Below are 19,276 nucleotides of genomic sequence, written 5' to 3'. Positions count from 1 at the left end.
TTGATAGCGTCAGATGGCCAGACGGCGCAACACCTTGGCCAAGAAAACGTTCAAATCCATGACCAGAAAGTGAAAGAGCCCGATCATAAGCACGCTGGAGACGGTGGCTCCTACTAATGCAAGGCGTCGTCGCGCCTTGCATTTGGCAAGGTCGTCGGGAGTAACGATCTCGGGAATGGCGCCGAGTACCGGCAACCTGGTCGCCTTGGCCAGAGAGTCGAGCGAATAGACGGCATGATCGCCGTTTTCCTTTAGCGCGGCCACCCCGATACCCGAGCCGATGCCGAGCACCAGGCCGATCAGGAGGATTGCCGGGACATTCGGGCTGATCGGTTTTTCCGGCAGCCGGGCCGCGTCGATCAGCGTGAAGCGCTCGCCCATCTGCTCCTTTTCCAGGCCATGGGCAACGCGGGATTCCATGAACTTCTTGGTCAGATCTTCATACTTGGCCTGCAGGTTGCTCCGCTCCACCACCAGGGTCTTGTACCCCTCCTCGACCCGCGGACTCGACTCGATCCGTCGGCGGTAGTTGTCCCGTTTTTGGGTCAAATCAGCGATCTGGCGCCGGACCGACTCTATATCCGAACGGGTACCGGCCAACTGGGAATCGAGATTGATATACGAAGGGTTGTCCGGCTTGGCCTCCGGGACGTCCCGACCGGCAGAGCGCAGCTGTTTGGAGAGTTCGGCCAGTTCGGCCTTGGTCTTGATGACGTCGGGGTGCTTATCGGAAAAACGGCTCTTCAGGTCCACCAGCCGTATCCGCAGTTCGTTCAGCCTGGTCTTGTCCTGATTGGCGGCATCGGTGGGAATGACACTTATCTGCGACTGCAGGTAGCTCTCCTTCTCACGCAGTGCGCGCAGCTGTTCATTCTGCTGCCTGAGATCCCGGTCAACGTTGTCAAACATCTGCAGGTTCAGTTGCGAGAGCTCCGGAAGGGTATTCAGGTTACGTTGCTTGTATTCGGCAATCCGGCCATCGACCTTGGCCAGTTCCGCCTGAACGCTCTTCATCTCCTCTTCCATGAAGCGCGTGGTGCCAAGGGACTGCTTTTCCCGGACCTTGATATTCTCGCCCAGATAAAGCGAAGCCAGCTCGTTTGCCACCTGCTGGACCACGGTAGGATTTTTCCCTTCGTAGGAAACGGTGAAGGCGATGGTGGCCTGGGCGGGCCGACCGGTTCGGGGGTCGATGACATCGGCGCTGATGGTATTGAACTTGATGTCCTTGCGCAACTTGGCAATAATCTCTTCCGTTGTCTTGGTCGCCTTCAGGTCAGCATAGAGGTTGAAACGGTTGATGATCTCCAGCAGCCTGGTCGACCCCATGATCTGCTGATTGATGGACTGCAGCCGCTGGTCCGCAAAGGTGGTGATGTTGGCCGAAACATACTCACGCGGCACCTCCTGCTCCTCGATCAGGATCGTGGAGGATGAGCGGTATTTCGGCGGCAAGAGGGCCACGATCAAAACGGCCAGCAGAAAGACAGCCAGCAGAGGGACCGCGAGACTCAACTTCCGTCGCTTGACGATGGTGACGATGTCCTGAAAATTCTTGATTTCCTGCTCCATGAATCGGCCTCACTTGTTTTCTATGAATGCGAACCTGTCAACCGGGTATTTCCAATTGGCCTGCATCAGCACCATGTTTTGCACCGCGCTCTGGTTGCTCGGACTGTAGTCGATCCGATAAAAGGCGTAGCGCAGTCCCATGCTGAAATGCCGGGATATCTCGTAATCCAGGTCTGCGCTGCAACGAATCGCCTTGTCTTCAGCCCCTTGGGCCGAAAACTGGCCGCCCGGCGAACTGTTGATGGTGTAAGTAATAGCTGCCTGGCCCGCAAACTTCTCCAGGAACTGTCTTCCCAGCGTGAGTCCCACCTGGGTCCGCTCCGTGGCCCCGATCTGGCCGGAGGCAGCCGTAAAGTCCCGGACAAAGGAGAGCGTCGCACGGTTTTTCTCTCCCGTATAGGCAAGGGAGAGGAGGCCCGTAACCCCCCAGTTGTCGTTGGTCGCCTCGGTTGTCGTTGACGTCGCCTGTTGCAGCACCAGGAATGATGAATGGGTGAATCTCCCCCCGACCGAGGCGTTCCAGGAGAAATGTTCGCTCTGCTGCCAGCTGGAGCCGATGCCGAGCGAGTAGTCGTCGCTCTGCGAATCGCGATAGATATTTCGGCTGTAACCGGCACTGGCCGCCCCGGTAAGCAGATTCCCGAAGTTCCTGTTGACCGCCATGCCGGCGGTGTGCACCTTGTTCCCCAAAAGAGCGGGATTGTCATACGTTTCGCTGGCATAGGAATAGGACATCGTTGCGCTGGTCAGCTCGTCCAATTTCCGGTTGGCGCTGAACGCATAATTGTAGCTGTCTTTCCCGGAACTGGACGAAAGCATGGTCAGCTGGTTGATCGAATCCGGCCGGGAATTCCTGACATAGGCCCCCGATGCGCTGAAAGCGGTCAGCGGTGAAAGCCGGTATCCTGCCTGGCCGCGGTACTGGTAATCGACGGAGTCGAGATTGGCCATCTTCGCATACGTCAACCAGTTGATGCCGCCAAGAATGCTCAGGTTGTGCCGTGCCGAGTTATCGGCCAGCTCCAGCGACGGCGAAAGCGTTGTGACAACATCGCTCTTTCTGGCAATGGTGGAGAAGAGGATGTTATCATTGAACTCTTCACTGGCAGTTACCGCAGGCGTCACCTTGATCTCGTCGGCCCTGGCAACTGCCAGCCCCGCTGCCAGATGCACGATGCCGGCAATCACCAGCAACCTGACGGCACTACCACCTGAGGCAGAGCCGTCCCTTGGGCTGTTTGCGTTTCTGGAGGATATCATTGGCATTTCGTTACGGAACAACGATCACGTCGCCCCGTTTGAGCCAGATATTCTCCTCAAGGTTACTTCCCGCCGACACCAGTGTATATCTGAACGGAAAGATCAAGGTCTTGCCCTCTTCCTGACGAAAGATCCTGATGTCGTCCTTGTCCGCAAAAGGATTGAGGCCGCCGGCCATGGCCAATGCCTGCAGGACATTGGTGTTCGCCAGGAGCATCTGCCGCCCGGGAGTGTTGATCTTGCCGATCAGGTACACGAACAGACTGTTCGACTGCCTGACCTCCACCGTCAAACCGGCATCCACCACGTAACCGGTCAGTTTTTCTTCCAGTTCCTTCTTCAGCTTGGCAACGGTCTTGCCCGCAGCAACTATCTCCCCGATCAGCGGAAACTGAATCTTGCCGTCGGGCAGGACCAGAACGGTCTTGGTCAGTGTATCGTCCCGCCAGACCGTAATGCCGAGCTGGTCACCCGGACCGATGACGTAGTCCTGGTCAGGTCCTGATGGTGCGCCTCCCACCAGATCAGGTTTGAACGGTTTTTCATCGTGAAGACCAACGACTGACAGGACCTTGTCCCAGAACAACGTCCCCTTCCGCGCTGCGGGAGCAGTTTCAATCTCCTCTTTTGCTGCGGGAGCGGGTGCCTCCACTTCCGGCGAGGCGTTGTCGGCAGCGGCCTGATCGACGTTCTGCTCGACTGCTTGCCCGTTTTCTTCCGCCTCGACAACCGGCTTGTCCTTGGCCAACGCGGCATCGTGGTACGTCCCGGCTGCCGTAAACAGTGCCAGGGCCAGGATAAGAACGGTCTGGAAACCTTTGCTGAACATAACTTTCACCTGCTGATTTAGGTTAAGGCCCTGTTACGGGCCGGACAACTACGCATCATACCAGCGGAATGTTACATTCCGGTGGCAGTTGGCTTAATATTTCATTACCGGGGAAATAGAATCGGTAGTCGGCCGTTTCCTGACTGGCACAGAAGCAAAAAGACGTGTCGTAACCTTCACACGTGTTACAAACTCTTCAGGGTGCGTTCGGCTTCATCCCTGCCGGGAAACGGTTCTTTCCCGGCCAGAGCCAGGGTCAGACTTTCCTTTGCCTTGGCGCGATCACCGGCCTTGTACCGCACCATGCCGAGATGGAAGTTGATCACCGGATTTTTCGGTGCGCTCGCCTGCACCTTGCCGATCAGCTCCATCGCCTGCTTGAAGTCGCCTTTTTTGTAGTAGATCCATCCCAGGGTGTCGGAGACGGTCAACCCCTCGGGTTTCAGCAGTTGGGCCTTCTTTGCAAGCGACTCTGCCCGGTCCAGCTCCTTGGCCGACCGCGACTTTTCGCACAACAGGTATGCCAGGTCGTTGGCCACACGCCAGGACTCGGGATTCCGCCTGTAGGCCTGCTCCAGCTCCGCCTCGGCCTTGTCCATCTTTCCCTGGGCGATGTACAGCTCGCTGAATTTCACGTAACCGATCGGCAACTGGGGCGCCTTTCGCTTCAGTTCGCCAAAACGGGTCTCGGCCTTTTTCAGGTCACCGCTCCGCAGGTAAACGTCACCCAGATCGGACAGGACTTCCAGATCTGCCGGATTCTTTGCCAGTATCCTGGTCAATGTCTCCTCGGCCGACGTCAGATCCTTCTGCGACAGATATACCCTGGCAATGGCCCGTTGCAGGTCGCGGGCATCGGGCGTCTCCTTGAGGGCCGTCTTCAGTCCGTCCAGGGCCAGTGCCGGCTCCTTGTTGAGGAGATGGGCCTCGGCCAGCCGGACATGGGCCTGGATGGATTTTTCGTTTTCAGCGAGCACACTCCTGAATTCGGTGACGGCATTGGCCCCTTCCCCCTTGAGCATGTGAATCTCGCCCTTGGTGAAGTGTGCCTCTACATTCTTGGGACTTTCTTTGATCACCTCATCCACGTACTTCGTGGCAGTGACCAGATCGCGCCGCACCAGGTAGATCTTCGCCAGGGTGCTCCTGGTGGTGATGAGATCCGGCTTGGTGAACTCCTTTTCCGCTGCCAGGATCTGCTTCAGCACCTCAATCGCCTGATCGGGCTTGTTCTGGTTGGCATACAGCTCACTCAGGGCGAAACGGATCTTGAAACTCTTCGGAATCTGGCCGGCCCCCTCTTTGAGCAGTTGCTCGACCTCCGCCGGCTTGTTCCTGGCAAGGTAAAAGCCGGCTGCCTGTAAACGCCGTTCTTCATCCTGCGGTGCGGCGGCAACATAGGCCTTGACGGTTTCAATGGCTTTCGCCTCCTGTTTCGCCCCCCAGTAGAGGTTCGCCAGGGTGATGGTGTGACGCGCCTCGGCCGGTTCCAGGGCGATGAGCTGTTTTACCAGGGTAACCGCCTCGTCAATCTTGCCAATGTTCGCCTTTAATTCCGCCAGCGAGAGGAGGCAACCGGCCGATTTCGGGTTGGCCGCCACTCCCTTGGTAAGGGTTGCCTCGGCGCTTTTCAGGTCTTTATTCAACAGATAGCTGGAAGCCAGCAACTGAAAGGCATCGGGCTTCTGTATACCTTTGGCGATCAGCCCCTCCAGAAAGGGGATAGCCTTGGTATGTTCCTTTCGTGACACATAGACCGCCCCTTTCAGCAACTGCCCATCAACGTGACCCTGGTCCTTCTTCAGGATCAACTCTGCCTTTTCAAGCGCCTTGTCAGGATATCCCGCGCCGAGGAGGATCTTCCCGATCTGATAATGGGCTTCGAGATCGGCCGGGTTCAGTTCCGCCGCCTTGCCGAAACTGGCGTACGCCCCCTTGAGATCTCCTTCCTTGAGCGCGACGTAGCCGAGCATCCGGTAGGCATCCGCATACTTGGGGTCGATCTGCACGGCATTCTTGAACTCGAGCCTGGCCTTGGTGTACTCACCCTTTTCATACAGGCTCTTCCCCTTGGCAAGGAATTTGGCCTTCTTGGCTTCAGGTCCGCTGCATGCCACCAGCGACACGGTTACCAACAGCACCAGGCCCAATCGGGCAATTCTATTCCGCATGCAATCTCTCCTTATCGTTTATTGCTTTTGTCAGCGACACGCCAGAACCACGAGCGAGACCACGGTGGTTGCCGCTATCCTGCCGAACCGGCCGCGCAACTCCGCCAGCATGACTTCATAGCTGAAATAGAGCATGATGATCTTTGCCGCGATCAGGCCGATCCGGTACTCCTGTAGCATCTGATCCGGCATGTTGGGGACAGCCACGGCGAGAATCAGGATGAGGAAGTCCATGGGCGAGCTTCTGAACCCGTTTTTCCGCCGGGAAAACTTGGAAATGATGATGATGAGCACGGCAAAGACGCCGAACGACATGTTGTAGACCGCGCGTCCCGGCCCCTCCAGCCACTGGACGTGTTGATGGTCGCTCAGGTAGATGGCAAAGGGGATCAGCAGGTACAGGGTCATGCGGAGCACGGCTTCAAGCCGCACCTTCCAGAACAGCCAGGTCAGCATAACCAGAAGCGCCAGCCCCGTTGCTGCCAGCGAGACATACAGCGGCACCCTGATGGCGCTCCAGGAGGTGAACAGCAGGAGCAGAGGGATGCCGAACTCAAAGAGCGGGAACGAGCCCTTGATGAGGTGTCCTTCCCGCTTCAGCATCCTCAGCCGGCCGGCAATCCTGATATCGAAGAAATCGAACCGCCGCGGCCGCCAATCGGCCTGGCGGGCACGGTGAAAGACCATCAGCACGATGGCGGAAAAGCAGAGGTAGCCGGTCAGGAGCAGCCAGTCGTAATGGTAACGCAAGAGGATCGCGGTAACGACCAGCAGGGTCTGCAGGACGTAGATGACCACCACGGACTCCGAATGATGGAGGCCGAGCCGGAGCAGATGGTGGTGGAAATGGTTCTTGTCCGCGGAGAACGGGGACCGTCCCTGGGCGATGCGGGTCACCATCACGGTCAGGGTGTCCAGGATCGGCACCCCCAGGAGCAGCAACGGGAGCACCGGGCTCAGTGTTGTCTGCCCCTGGGTCAGGGCTATGGCCAGGGTGGCAGCCGAGTACCCCAGGAACTGGCTTCCGGCGTCCCCCATGAAGATGGAGGCCGGATGGGTATTGAAGCGGAGGAAACCGAAGATCACCCCGGCCAGGGCCAGGGAGATGAGACCGATGACCTGACTCCCTTCCACGTAGGAGAGATAGCCGATGCCGGCAAAGACCAGCAGGCAGATGCCGCCGGCAAGGCCGTCCAGGCCGTCGGCCAGGTTGATCGCATTGGTTGCGCCGACGATCGCCACGAGCGTCAGTGGAATGGAAAGCAGAGCGGGAAGCTGCCAGGCGTCGGGCAGCAAGGTGCCGAGAGAGCGGATCTCGACCCCCCCGGCCAGGATGACGATCAGTGCAGCAACGATCTGTCCGAGAAACTTGATCTTGGGAGACAGGTCCCGCAGGTCGTCCAGCAGACCGAAAAAGACCAGCACTGCTGCGCCACTCAGGTAGGAAATGACGAAACGGTCGGCACAGTTCCAGAACAGGAGCGGCACGAACGCTCCGAAGGCCATGGCGATGCCGCCGATGCGGGGAATGGGCCTGGTGTGGACCTTGCGCTCACCGGGAAGATCCACCGCGTTGTACCGGATCGCCAGCGCGGAGAGGAGCGGGGTCGTGGCTATGGTGATCAGAACTGCAAGGAGCAGGGTTGACAGAAAGATCATCGGGAGACCTTCCCGGGAAGAAATGCATCGAGCTGCGGCACCACGAGCCTGACGAACGACTGCATCCGTGCCTCGGCATCCTCCACCCGTTCCGTGGCGTTGACCGGCGTAATGATCCGCACCAGGGAACCGTCGGTCCGCTGACGGGTGAGCGCATCCCAAAAGGCGTAGAGCTTGAGGCTGAACAGGTCGTTCAGCACCCGTCCCCGCTGTGGAAACCAGTAGTAGGTGAGCTGCCGCTGGCCATCCTTCTCCATAAAGGCCCGGCTCACCGGAAGCGAAAAGGTGCCGTTCAGAGCCACGGGGACCACCCCTGATTCCTGGAAGTCCCAGCCGCTGCCGGGAAGGCAGGTGGCTGGGGTATGCACCGACCCACCCTTGGTCTGGCTGGCATAGTAGGCCGTATAGAAGTTGATCTCCCTTCCCCGTGGGTCACGGTAATCGATGATCGCATAGTCGCTGAACTTCAGGGCATTACGGTAATGCGGCTCCATGGCGGTCCGTGTTCCCCGCCACTCGCCGATCTCGACCGGGAATTCGGCGAGTGGCCGGTTGATGGGGGTCTTTTCGCGGAAATCTACCCCCTTGGCCGCCGCAACGGTCACGGTAAGGCAGAGCAGTGCCGCCAGGAAGTGGCGGGTGAAAAAAAGCGAAGAGCGGGACTCGGAAAGCGGGGCCGTGACCCGTTCGTTCGTCGCCTGGCTGGGCTCGTTAGCAGCAACGGCCGAGACCCGCTCCGGGAAAATTCTCTTCAAAAGCCAGATTTCGCCCAGCAGCAGCCCAAGACTGAACATGAAAATGAACCAACCGGAGAAATCGTGGAAGAACCCCTCGGCCACCTGTGCCCCGAAGATCGGGTAAAGAATGCCAACCGACGCGATCCGGAGCCCGTTAGTGATCACTGAAATCGGGATCGCGGACAGGATCACCACCAGGCGCTTCCAGGCCGCTGCCCGATAATAATAGGCGAGCAGGACGGCCATGGCAATGAGCGGGACCAGGTAGCGGATGCCGCTGCAGGCATCCACCACCTGCAGCTTCGTGAACCCAAGATCGATGACGTTCCCTTCGCGGAAGGCCGACATTCCCCAGAGTTGGAGAATGGCCACGCCGAGATGGGATGAGAGGAGCTTGAGCTTGAGAGACATCTGCGTATTGACGAAGATGGGGAGGGGAAACGTGGCCAGGGAAAACCCGACCGGAAAGGCGATGACCTTCAGCTTACGCCACCCCAGCTGCAGCCAGCAGAGGCCGACCAGCACCAGCCAGAGGGAGAGATAGAGGGTGAAGAACTCGCCGGCCAGTTCCCCGAGCCAGAAGAGGAGCAGACCGCACCCGAGCGGGATGCCTCCCATCCACGAAGAGATCGACGGCAGCGCCGCCAGCTGCTGGCGTTTCTCCCAGATCAGATAGAGGACCACGAAGGGGATGAGGGCGCAGGAGCTGTAATCCTCCCTGGGCCAGTCGTTTGTCACCAGCCAGTCGAGGGCCGAATAGTAGAGGACAACGAGGAGCGTGCCGAAGACAAGACCCTTTAGCCAGCTTGCCGGCCTGATAAACATTACCGGGTTCGGCGCAACGGTCTCCTGAACTGTTTTCATAGATGGGTTCCGGTCGAGAGGGTACCCGCAGAAGTCTACGTTTCGCCAGAGCGGAGAACGAAGCCTCTGCGGGATGATTGACGGTCACATTTTGCAAAAAGACCAGCGAAAACAAGGCGGAGTATACCGACAGAGTATTGATTCCGTGTTACAGGCAGGTAAAGGTTTGGCTACTCTTGTTCTTCATCAGTGTGCCGGACTGCCCTGCCCGGCAGCCTCCGACCTGGCCTGGGCCATCCGCTCCATCTCTGCGATCTTGTCGCCGAGCCACTGGTGGATGTCCCTTGCATTCTGGTAATTGAGGACCACCCCATTGGAAACAAAGCGGACAATGCTGGTGTTGAGGTCTTCAGGGTCTACGGCCACCACATTGCCGATGCCGCCGTCAGGATTGATGCCGTGGGTCAGCTCGTTGGGGAGCGGCTGGCGTTCCAGGTAAAAATTGACCACCAGGTCACCGCGGGGCGAAACGCCGCCATGGGCGCCATTCACATAAACGGGGTTGTAGTCGTACCGGAAGACATACTTGAATGCAACGGAAGTGGGGGTGTTGCTCATGATATCGAGATCCTTTCATGGTGGTGTTGCTGACGTCAGGTAAGAATAGACCAGATGCGATCTGCGGCATGGCCGTCCCAAAGCGGCGGCACAACCGCCTCCGGCAGCCGTGCGAGGCTTTGCCGATATGCAGCCAGGATACCTTCCGGACTGGTGCCGGCGAGCACATTCGTCCCGAGCTGGGCGGTAATCGGCCGTTCGGTATTGTCCCTGATCGTGACACACGGCACACCGAGGGCGGTCGTTTCCTCCTGCAGGCCTCCGCTGTCGGTCAGGACCGCCTCGGCATCCTTCCAGAGAGAGAGGGATTCCAGGAAGCCAAGGGGGGGGAGCAGTACGACCCGTTCATCCAGGGTGAGGTCAAAGGATTCAAGCATCTTTCTGGTGCGCGGATGCACCGGAAAGAATATGGTGCGCTCACTGGCCAGTTCGTTGAAGGCCGCAACAATTCCGGCAAAGGTTTCCCGACAGTCCACGTTTGAAGGACGGTGGAGCGTCGCAAACAAGTAGGAGCCGGCACCCTCCCGCATCGCTCGGGTGGGAAACGACTGAAGATCGAGAGAGGCGAGCCGCCTCGCCTGATACAAAAGGTTATCGATCATCACATGCCCCACCCGGTGGATCCGCTCCGGTGCCTTTCCCTCCCGCAGCAGATTGACGGCCCCGCTTTCCTCGGTAACGAAGAACCAGTCGCTGATGGCGTCGGTCACCATCCGGTTGATCTCTTCGGGCATGGTCAGGTCGAAGCTCCGCAGCCCCGCCTCCACATGGGCGACCTGGATGTTCAGCTTCTTGGCGACCACGCTACAGGCCAGGGTGGAGTTCACGTCCCCCACCACCATGACGACATCCGGCTTTGCCGCAATGCAGGCTTCCTCGAAGGCCATCATGATCCGCGCAGTCTGAACGGCATGGGAGCCCGATCCGGCATCGAGGAAGAAGGCGGGCGCCGGTATCTCCAGTTCGTCGAAAAAGGTCTGGGACATCTGGTAGTCGTAGTGCTGTCCGGTATGCACAATCTGGCATTCGACGCTGTCGTGTTGCCGTGCGGCACGGAAGATGGGGGAGATTTTCATGAAATTGGGTCGCGCACCGGCGACAAGCAGGACTCTCATTGGTTCCTCTGTTGATGGATGATGAAAACCGGCCTGAATAATTTCCAGGCCGGCCGATGGTAGCAGGGAAGTTTTGTGGTTGCGTTACGGGAGGGAAACTATTTGGTGAAATCGGTTATCTCAGACAAACACCATGGACAGCTTTCTGCGAAATACCCGGTAGGCAAAGATCGGGAGCACCTTCTGCCGCCCGATCCGTTTCGGCTCGGAGATAAGCCGGTAGAGCCATTCGAGGTTCAGCCGGCACCAGCGCTCGGGGGCGCGCTTGACGGTCCCGGCGATGGTGTCGAGGGTGCCGCCGATCCCCTGACAGACCCTGACGGTGGAGAGCCGGGCCGCATTTTCCACGAACCAGTTTTCCTGCCGCGGCGAACCGAGCGCCAGGAACAGGATCTGGGCACCAGACGCATTGATCCGCTCGATGAGAGAGGGTATTTCGTCCGGCGTCACAAAGCCGTTGGCCCGGCCAACGATCTTCAGTGAGGGGTAACGCTGTTGCAGGATTGCCGCGGCCTTGCTGCTGACCTCCTCCTTTGCCCCGTAGATGAATACCCGGTACCCTTTCCCGGCAGAGAGCCGGCAGATCCGGTCCATCAGTTCGACGCCGGGGACCCGCGACAGACGGGCGCGATGCAGAATCCGGGCGGCCATCACCACGCCGATCCCGTCCGGGATCAGCAGGTCCGCCTGCTTGAAGGTCTGATGCAGCCGGGGGTCGCGGGGGACCGAGAAGTTCTTTTCCGGATTGACCGCGAAAACGCTGTGGGGCCGGTCCCCCTCCTCGACAAAACGCTCGATCCGTTCCAGTGCTCCGGCCATGTCAACCGGGTCCACCCAGACATTCAGGATATTGAGACGATTCTTTGGTTGCGACATTACCTGCCTCCTAGAAACAAAAAGGCCCGAGCCGGACAAAGGAGTGCCTTTGGTGACGGATCGGGTGCCCTGGTCCCTGAAGCATCAGGTCAGCGGAATGCCCACCTATCTACTTGTCAGCGAGTATAGCCGCTGAATGTTACGTCTGCATGGAGAGGGGAAAACAGTTTGGTAAAAATTCCATGATTCATCACATCATCTGTTTCAGAACCTGGACAGGGAGAAAAAGTACCATTTGTCATTCATAACCGTTTCGTTAGAATCTCATCATATATGCGCCTGGTCCGGCCGGCTATCTTCGCCATGTCGATAGCCTCAAGGCAGTTACTGTTATCCAATGATGGCCGGTCATTGATTCGGGTCAGCAGAGCACTCACCGCGTCCGCGATGGTCTTCGGGTCCCTGTCCGGCGCCACCACGCCGAACGCCACCAATCCTGCCCACTCCTTCACGTCACCGACGTCCACGGAAACAAACGGGAGCTTGGCTGCTATGGCCTCCTTAATGACAGTTGGAGAACCCTCGGAGAGAGACGTCAGAAGCATAAGGTCGCAATTCCAGAAAACCTTTGGCACGTCCGCCCGGTTGACGTTCATGAGATGGACCCGCTCCACCCGGGTTCCCCTCCCTTCCAGCTCCTGGCAGACAGCCTGAAACAAGCCGTAGTCCTTCACCTTCACTGCAGGATTTGCCGGGAATAGTATCCTGAGACATCCGGTCGGCCGCCGATTCACGGCTCCAGCATGATCGGGAGGGATCGCGAAACTTTCGACACCTATCCCGCAGGGGATCACGTCTCCGTAACCGAGTTCATCCCTGAGCCTCCGGGCCACCACGATGCATCGTGACGCCTTGCGGGCAAGCAGTTTGGAAAGATGCTTCGCGGGGCTCACCAGCAGGTCTGACCCGTGAAATGTGACCACAACCGGGACAGTGACAAAGATCAACGCGAGCAGGGTGAGGCCGTAATGGGCATGGACGATGTCGTATCGACCCCTTTTAATGATCCCGGGCAGGCGGAGCATTGACCGCACGTACTCCAGTCTTGACCTGTAACCTTCGACAACGAAGACATCGACGGTTAACTCGGGACAGCACGTGCGCAACGACTCGACCTGCTCCTTGACAAAGGTGCCCCAGGACGGTCTGTCATCGCGTGGATAGAGATTGGTTACCACCAGAACTTTCAAAGCCTTACTCCACCCTGTAGCTGTAAAGATGAGAATCACCACCCGCGAAATAGATCCGGCCGTCGCGATAGATACCCCCAGCAGTAATGGGAACGGGAGAATCTGCAAGCCAGTTCATCTTATGGCTCTTGGGGTCGATGCGGGCTATCCCCTTTGTGAAGAGGACGTACACCTGCTGGTTCGGACCGGGAACGAAAACCCGCGGCCCCTGGTGCCAGGTCGTGAGGCCGAACCGCGACGTCTCCTGGCTGATAAGTTTCCGGCTTGCCGGATCGAAGACGAAGAATGTCCCCCTGTTCATCATCCCGTACACCAATCCTTGTGGGCCCTGGCAAAGGTCGGTGAATTCCTGGAGGCTCGGAATTACAGCCTGGCGCCAGAGCAGTTTTCTTGTTGTGATGTCCATCAGGTACAGTTCCGGCGCTCGCGCCTTTTTTTCACCGCCGGTCCCGGCCGCAATGGTCGTCCCCCCCAACAGTTTGTTCCCGGGCAGGACCAACAGGCTGTTGGTGGATTGATCGGGGATTATGTCCCGATCTCTGAGCAGTTGCATCTCACGTTTCCCACTGTCCCAGAATACGAGCCCTCCCCCCGTCACCCCATAGTCCGGCGTACCGGCCATAACGATTGTTTTGCCGTCGGGAAGGGCCAGGAGCGTGCTGGGGCGGTTGACGATTGGCGTGCCGGCGCACAGGTACTGAGGATTCCATCCGCTCCTGTTCTTATCCGGTTGCCAGGGGCGCGACGGGTCCCATTCCAGAAGGAATCCTCCCGGATACCCCCCGACAAAAACCTTATCCCCTTGCGACACGACGGTATTCCATTGTCCGTAGCATGCCCTGCGCTCCCGTCTGGAACTGCCTGGATCATAGCTGAAGAACTGCGTGGGAAAGGTCGTTGCGCCATAGATGGCCCCACCGGGGGTGACCGACACGGTCATGATGTTGGCGCCGTCACTGGAATAATCGAAGCGGAGCTTCTGACTGTACCCCTTCCTACGTGGATCATCGATGGCGAGCCGGCGTTCGGTAAGATCGAGCTCAGCAAGTCGACGGCCATCGGGAAAGGAGCGATGGAACAGATTCTGGTTGCCGGTAATCTCCTCTTTTGGTCGAACCTGCTCGTGCGCTCCGGTTTTGACGCACGCTCCGTTGTACAGCGCGTACCAGCCGCCGGCTTTATCCTGCCCCAAAGCCTTTCTGAAGGATTTCTGCTCAACATCCCATGCCGTCGGCTCCTGCTCCAGGGCTTTTCCGTATACCTTGCCATCCATATCCCGATACAGATAGGCCATCCCCCGCTTGCGCTCCCCTTCGGGAAGTTTCGGCAACGCCACCCCTGTGGAGGGGTTGAACGCGACTATCTGACTGGCGGTGAACCCCAGGGCGAGATAGATCCACCCCTTATCGTCAGCGGCTATAGAGCGTGGGTATTGTTCCCAGTTCTGTTTGTACACCTGTCCATAGTCCTTCAACTGCCCGGTCGCAGGATTGTAGGCAACAATGCCGGCTTGGGGATGGGTGGCCGACCAGATAACCCCTTTATCGTCCTCCGTCATACTCATGGCCGTTTTGGTGGCCGTCTTGCGCCAGAACGTGAAAGCACGTTTGTTGACGTCAAACTCCACGAAATGGCCGTTGAACTGCGTATAGAATCTGTTGCGGCTCGACAGGAGCGAGGCAAAAGGTCCGTCTCCGTCTGCCGGAAAGGGGAGAGGGAACTGCTCGGTCCTGCCGGTTTTTGCGTCAATCATCAGGAGCGCGTATCCGCCCCGGTGATCGTAAAGCCAGGCAACGACAACGTTCCGCCCGGCGCCGTCAACCGTCGCGGCTACTCCGCGGGCCGTACTTACCGGGACAGCCACCCCATGGTCGGAAAACCTGTTTGTCTTGCTCTCCGCTCCTCCAAACCCGACAGCGGACAGGAACAGCAGCACGGCACAAAATACAATGGGGGTAGCTTTCACCCTTACCCCGTTTTTTTTCACGGTCAGCAACTTTGAGGTAGTACTTGAGAAACTGCTTAGCATTCTACCCCGTCCTGGACTTTCTCTCTCTGCGCGGCGCGGCTGCAAAAGTAACTGTACCAGATCACAGACCATATCAGATTGAAATACCATCTGTTTTCTGCCATGTGATCGGTAATGGAATTGAGTGCGGCAGCAACAATAACACCGAGCCCGGCAAGGTATACGGCAAGCGCAGAGGGGTCATCGATCATGTTCTTTCGTCTTTGAAAGAATGAAACCAGCAAGCCCGCAACGAGTAAGGTATAGGCCAGCCCCCCCATGACACTGTAACTCACCGTATAGGCCAGGTAGTCGTTATGAATGACAGTTTTTACACTGTCCCCCACCGTGAAGGTGAAACCGACCCCCAGGGGCTGTTCAACGTAATACTCAATGGCGCGCTCCCATAGCCCGAGCCTGTCCGTATCCTTGTTGACGACACGATGCTCGTACCGTTTTTCCAGGTACTCCTTGACGCTCGGGGGCGACAGTCCGTATGTCAGCAACAGCATGGAGCAGATGACGGCCACCGCTACGATCGCTTTAGTTACGTTGATCGTTCGGGACAGAGCGTAAAATATGGCGGCCAGACCGAAAAGGCATGCAAAACCGCTCCCGAAACTGCCGGTGCTGAGAAGGAGAAACACGTTCAAGGCCAGACACGCTCCGGCGACCACCCTGTACAGGCTCCTGACCGGTGAGACTGTAACCGCGGTTGACGCACAGATCAGGGCTGCCAGGATGAAGCCGACTTCAGTTCTCAGGAAGTTCACAACCACCTTGCCAAGCCGGTATTGAAGGAAGCCTTCCGAAAGGCTGCTAGCGTGCTGCGCGGCTTCCCACTCATTGGTCACGGTTCCGAACAATTTTGCCGAAAGCAGTATCAGTGTCGACGGGACAATCAGGCAGAAGAGCAGGCCTTGAAGGTTCGCGGCATAGTCTCTGCTCTTCTCCATTCTGAAGTAGATCAGCGGTAACAGTATGAAAGGGGCGAGAAGGAAATTGTACGCAAATGCTCCCTGTCGCAGTATGCTCCCCAGGAATTTGTCACCAATCCAGTTGATGGAGCTGGCAAAAAAACCGAACAGTGCCAGGCTTACCAGTATATAAAGCCACTTTGGCAGCTTGGTCAGATACCTCATGTTGAAAACTGCAAGCCAGAGAGCATATATGAGATTGCAGGAGAACTGCTGCTTGGCTATGGCTATGGGAGTTGCCGCCGATATCGAGACAAGGAAAATCCAGGGGCGGGGAGCCTTATTCCAGAGCAGCGTCATAACAATCGAGAAGGCCAGAAACGGAACAAAGAACGCATACTTTTTACCAATAAGGATGGCTGCGGCAATGAGCGCCATCCCCAGGAAAATCGCAATGACAGACGTTCTTCCCCCAACCTCCCGGAAATCGGCAATCGGTTCATCGTAAGAAGTATTTAAATCATCATTCATGGTCAAGCACAGTCCCTTGCCGTATCCTGTTCACGCCTCGTCAATACAACAAGATCTACATACGCGGCAATGGTTCTGGCAACACGGCCGAGCAGAGACCCTATTGCGACCGCCAGAAGCCCTCCGGTCACGGGCAACAGCAGATAGGTCGCCAGAGGAAAAACAATAATGCCGGCAATAACGCTGCGGCCATACAGCCACGGCCTGCCGGTGGCAAAAAGGGTATTGATCGGCAGAAATGCTGCCTGGAGAACCGGACCCCAGAGGCACACCTTCATTGCCGGAATACCGGCAACATATTTCGGAATGAAATGGGTAACGAACAGTTCCACCAGGAATGAGCCTGCACACGCAAGCAGGATCATGAATCCGGTGAGCCCAGCGGTCACCCAGATGATCCGTGCGTTGGCGTTACGCACGCTGCCATCCCGCGCAAGATTGGTGACAACACGTGGCGTCAGAACCTGCCATATGGCCATGGGAAGGGAGTTCACCGCCCCCCCCATGACGGTTGCGACCGAAAAGAGCCCCAGAGCGGATACCCCCGCGAACGAGAGCACCAGGGCACTCTCCGTTGCAGCCCAGACAGATGTATAGAGGTTCCCCCAGAAACTGAACGGCAGACCTATTTTGATAAGCTCCCGCAGGACCTTGGTATCGAAGCGATAGGCTAGCTTGAGCGGCCGGTTCCGGTGGTACAGCCAGACCGCCAGGGATGACGGCACGGCCACCCGCGCACAGAGGCCGTAGAATCCCAGGAACGGCAATAGGAAGACCATGCCAAAGGTCAGCACGGTCTGGGCCATCTGAATTCGCGCCAGGGTCACAAAATGATGCAGGGTGCGGTAGGTGGAGGTGAGGAAGCCGCCATAAAAAACGCCCCAGCAAAAAAAGGCCTGGGAGAGCCAGCCGAACACACCGTAAAGGTCATGGCGAACAAGGCTGTAGAGGGCGCAGCAGACAAAGCCGCCGGTGCCGGCAACCGACAGAAAAAGATTGAATGCCCCGGCCGCGGAGGCAAGCCGGTCCACCTCCTCCGGCATCTCTTTGCCGGCGTAATACGGGATCTGGCGCCAGAGACCGTCCCATGTGCCAAGGTGCAGAAATATCAGATATGTCAACGGAATGGTAAAGGCTCGAAATGCCCCGTTTTCCTCGGGTCCGATGAAACGGGCAACCAGCAGGCCGCCTATGGCGGTGAGCACCGAAGATGCGATATTGCTGCTGAGAAGAGCTATAACAGACCGGATTGTCTGGCGACTATTGGACAGCCGCGCACGAATAGCTGTGAACTTGTTTTTGAAAACCGAACCGGTTCCTGACGTCGGAGAAGGTGCGACCGCCTGATCGACTCTCATGAGCATACGATCTCAAAAAAGGCGAGTAGCGCCTTTCCCTGCCGGTTACAGTCGAAAAACGACTCGGCCACCTTACGCCCCCGGGCGCCTATGGCCGCTGCGGTGTCCGGATTGTTGATCAGGAACTCCACCGCCTCGCATACGTCAGTACTGGAACCGGCCTGGACAAGCATCGCGTTCTCTCCGTGCACAAGGAACCTGTCGACGTCGGAAACCCGGGACGCAATGACAGGCTTGCCGGTTGCAAGGAACTCACCCAGCTTGAACGGAAAACCGGCGTTTGCAAACGCAAGGTCCACCCGGGTCATGCACGGTATGTCAGCTTCATTCAGCAGGGAATAATACTCCTTCTCGTCCAGATACCCTTTGTACTCTATCCGGTCCTTGTGCGGAGATATCTCCACGCGGGCCAGAAATTCTTTCATTGCCTCGCTGTCCCCCCGGCCGGTAAGCATCAGGCGAACATCCCCATAGTCCCCTGCCAGTCTGTCGAATGCGTCGAGCAGTATCGGGACTCCGTCCTTCCTGCCAAAGCTGCCCGCATACAAAAGCGATACGGTTGGATTCATCCTGCCCGGTTTCACGGGAAAACGCTCCAGGTCCACAGAAATGGGCATGTAGTGAATCGGCACCCTTCCCTGCGTAAGCAGCCTGCACTTCTCTTCCAGATACGAACTGATGACGACGATCCCCGCGGATAGCTCTTTGATCCGGGATGAAATCCGGCTCGCAATGGTGCTCCTCACGTATTGGAGGAAAGAGCGGGAAACAGCCTTTGCCAGACCGTGGTCCTCATTGACATCAAAAACGATCTTGTAGCCGAGTCGTTGCGCATAGCTCAAAGGTACGACGCTCTCGAGAAACAACGGCCCGTAAAAATAGATCACGTTCCTCTGTTCCGGCCTGTATGCCCTTTTCAATGCGGCAATGGTCCGGCAATAAAGCAGTGGCAGCGCCGCCACCATTTTGGCCCGGAGGAGATCCCCCATGACCGTCTCATAGGGGGTGCCCTCGTGCACACCCGAGAGGATGTTGAGTTCACTTGACTGGCGCTGCAGAATGACGCGGGCCGTTATGCCGGGATATTGTTTCAGTGCGCCGATGATATTCTGGATGCGCTTTGTTCCTGCCATGCCGCGGGGATAGGTGAATCCTCCCATGAAGACAAGATTGATTTTTTTGGTCACTGTTTAGCCCTATGATCGCGTGCATCGATTTGTTTAACAGGGCATTGAAAATGCCATATTTTCACTTCAACCGTTTTTACTGACGACAGATCAAATGTGACGCGACGCTAGTACCACTTAACATTTAATATTTCGTTTAATTGCGGTATATGGCATACTGGCGTAACTCATTCAAGGAGGCCACCATGTCGCCAAGATACCGAGTAACACTTACCGAGCAGGAGCGTAAAGATCTTGAAGCCTTAACCAAGCGTGGAAAGACCCACGCAAGGCGGTTTGTCCACGCCCGTGCCTTGTTGCTTTCTGATGCCGGTGATAATGGTCCAGGCTGGAGTGTTGCTGATACTGCAGAGGCACTTGGTGTGAGTAGTCGGACAATTGAACACCTGAAGAAGCGTTTTGTAGAAGATGGCCTCGAAGCTGCACTTGAGCGGAAACAGCGGG

15 protein-coding genes are annotated in these 19,276 nt (G+C 57.5%); 1 reads left to right on the top strand and 14 read right to left on the bottom strand.

The features are described 5' to 3' along the window. Nucleotides 1–9 precede the first annotated feature (9 nt). From JN12_RS10165 to JN12_RS10100, 14 genes are all read right to left on the bottom strand, one after another. Nucleotides 10–1,572 (bottom strand): Wzz/FepE/Etk N-terminal domain-containing protein, encoded by a 1,563-nt coding sequence (locus JN12_RS10165; RefSeq protein WP_145022101.1) that lies wholly within the window; start codon nucleotides 1,570–1,572, stop codon nucleotides 10–12. A gap of 9 nt (nucleotides 1,573–1,581) precedes the next feature. Next, on the bottom strand, nucleotides 1,582–2,832 hold the full coding sequence (locus JN12_RS10160; RefSeq protein ID WP_170241894.1) for an outer membrane beta-barrel protein: 1,251 nt from the start codon (nucleotides 2,830–2,832) through the stop codon (nucleotides 1,582–1,584). 10 nt (nucleotides 2,833–2,842) lie between these two features. After that, nucleotides 2,843–3,661 (bottom strand): polysaccharide biosynthesis/export family protein, encoded by an 819-nt coding sequence (locus JN12_RS10155; RefSeq protein ID WP_145022097.1) that lies wholly within the window; start codon nucleotides 3,659–3,661, stop codon nucleotides 2,843–2,845. A 185-nt stretch (nucleotides 3,662–3,846) separates the two neighbouring features. Then, on the bottom strand, nucleotides 3,847–5,832 hold the full coding sequence (locus JN12_RS10150; protein WP_145022095.1) for a tetratricopeptide repeat protein: 1,986 nt from the start codon (nucleotides 5,830–5,832) through the stop codon (nucleotides 3,847–3,849). Nucleotides 5,833–5,862: 30 nt separating this feature from the next. Next, entirely contained in the window at nucleotides 5,863–7,491 is a 1,629-nt protein-coding gene (locus JN12_RS10145; RefSeq protein WP_145022093.1) for an MraY family glycosyltransferase, read from the bottom strand. Beyond that, nucleotides 7,488–9,092, bottom strand: a complete 1,605-nt coding sequence (gene xrtD / locus JN12_RS10140; RefSeq protein ID WP_145022091.1) for a VPLPA-CTERM-specific exosortase XrtD — start codon at nucleotides 9,090–9,092, stop codon at nucleotides 7,488–7,490. Before xrtD ends, JN12_RS10145 begins: the two co-directional genes overlap by 4 nt. A 186-nt stretch (nucleotides 9,093–9,278) precedes the next feature. Then, a complete protein-coding gene (locus JN12_RS10135) occupies nucleotides 9,279–9,650 on the bottom strand; it encodes a hypothetical protein (protein WP_145022089.1) in 372 nt (123 codons plus the stop codon). Nucleotides 9,651–9,685: 35 nt separating this feature from the next. Next, nucleotides 9,686–10,765 carry a non-hydrolyzing UDP-N-acetylglucosamine 2-epimerase gene (gene wecB / locus JN12_RS10130; protein WP_145022087.1) on the bottom strand — a complete coding sequence of 360 codons (1,080 nt, stop codon included), beginning with the start codon at nucleotides 10,763–10,765 and terminating at the stop codon, nucleotides 9,686–9,688. Between the two features lie 120 nt (nucleotides 10,766–10,885). After that, nucleotides 10,886–11,641 (bottom strand): WecB/TagA/CpsF family glycosyltransferase, encoded by a 756-nt coding sequence (locus JN12_RS10125; RefSeq protein WP_145022084.1) that lies wholly within the window; start codon nucleotides 11,639–11,641, stop codon nucleotides 10,886–10,888. A 242-nt stretch (nucleotides 11,642–11,883) separates the two neighbouring features. Further along, nucleotides 11,884–12,831, bottom strand: a complete 948-nt coding sequence (locus tag JN12_RS10120; protein WP_170241893.1) for a glycosyltransferase — start codon at nucleotides 12,829–12,831, stop codon at nucleotides 11,884–11,886. 4 nt (nucleotides 12,832–12,835) lie between these two features. Continuing rightward, entirely contained in the window at nucleotides 12,836–14,797 is a 1,962-nt protein-coding gene (locus JN12_RS10115) for an NHL repeat-containing protein (RefSeq protein ID WP_145022080.1), read from the bottom strand. Between the two features lie 56 nt (nucleotides 14,798–14,853). Further along, nucleotides 14,854–16,287 (bottom strand): O-antigen ligase family protein, encoded by a 1,434-nt coding sequence (locus tag JN12_RS10110; RefSeq protein ID WP_145022078.1) that lies wholly within the window; start codon nucleotides 16,285–16,287, stop codon nucleotides 14,854–14,856. 2 nt (nucleotides 16,288–16,289) lie between these two features. After that, nucleotides 16,290–17,651, bottom strand: a complete 1,362-nt coding sequence (locus tag JN12_RS10105; protein WP_145022075.1) for a lipopolysaccharide biosynthesis protein — start codon at nucleotides 17,649–17,651, stop codon at nucleotides 16,290–16,292. Then, a complete protein-coding gene (locus tag JN12_RS10100) occupies nucleotides 17,642–18,832 on the bottom strand; it encodes a glycosyltransferase (RefSeq protein ID WP_145022073.1) in 1,191 nt (396 codons plus the stop codon). The genes JN12_RS10105 and JN12_RS10100 overlap by 10 nt, the downstream gene beginning before the upstream one ends. A gap of 185 nt (nucleotides 18,833–19,017) precedes the next feature. Here JN12_RS10100 and JN12_RS10095 point away from each other — a divergent pair. After that, nucleotides 19,018–19,276, top strand: a 259-nt coding sequence (locus JN12_RS10095) for a helix-turn-helix domain-containing protein (RefSeq protein WP_170241892.1), incomplete at its 3' end; no start/stop codon positions are given.

The sequence above is a fragment of the Geobacter argillaceus genome (assembly GCF_007830735.1).
Classification (GTDB): domain Bacteria; phylum Desulfobacterota; class Desulfuromonadia; order Geobacterales; family DSM-12255; genus Geomobilibacter; species Geomobilibacter argillaceus.
The sequence above is the reverse complement of the archived record's forward strand: the minus strand, read 5'-3'. Positions and strand labels throughout refer to the sequence as shown.

Coding starts and splice junctions, on each gene's coding strand:
- JN12_RS10165 (WP_145022101.1), bottom strand. CDS start 1,572: ATGGAGCAGGAAATCAAGAATTTTCAGGACATCGTCACCATCGTCAAG.
- JN12_RS10160 (WP_170241894.1), bottom strand. CDS start 2,832: ATGATATCCTCCAGAAACGCAAACAGCCCAAGGGACGGCTCTGCCTCA.
- JN12_RS10155 (WP_145022097.1), bottom strand. CDS start 3,661: ATGTTCAGCAAAGGTTTCCAGACCGTTCTTATCCTGGCCCTGGCACTG.
- JN12_RS10150 (WP_145022095.1), bottom strand. CDS start 5,832: ATGCGGAATAGAATTGCCCGATTGGGCCTGGTGCTGTTGGTAACCGTG.
- JN12_RS10145 (WP_145022093.1), bottom strand. CDS start 7,491: ATGATCTTTCTGTCAACCCTGCTCCTTGCAGTTCTGATCACCATAGCC.
- xrtD (WP_145022091.1), bottom strand. CDS start 9,092: ATGAAAACAGTTCAGGAGACCGTTGCGCCGAACCCGGTAATGTTTATC.
- JN12_RS10135 (WP_145022089.1), bottom strand. CDS start 9,650: ATGAGCAACACCCCCACTTCCGTTGCATTCAAGTATGTCTTCCGGTAC.
- wecB (WP_145022087.1), bottom strand. CDS start 10,765: ATGAGAGTCCTGCTTGTCGCCGGTGCGCGACCCAATTTCATGAAAATC.
- JN12_RS10125 (WP_145022084.1), bottom strand. CDS start 11,641: ATGTCGCAACCAAAGAATCGTCTCAATATCCTGAATGTCTGGGTGGAC.
- JN12_RS10110 (WP_145022078.1), bottom strand. CDS start 16,287: ATGAATGATGATTTAAATACTTCTTACGATGAACCGATTGCCGATTTC.
- JN12_RS10105 (WP_145022075.1), bottom strand. CDS start 17,651: ATGCTCATGAGAGTCGATCAGGCGGTCGCACCTTCTCCGACGTCAGGA.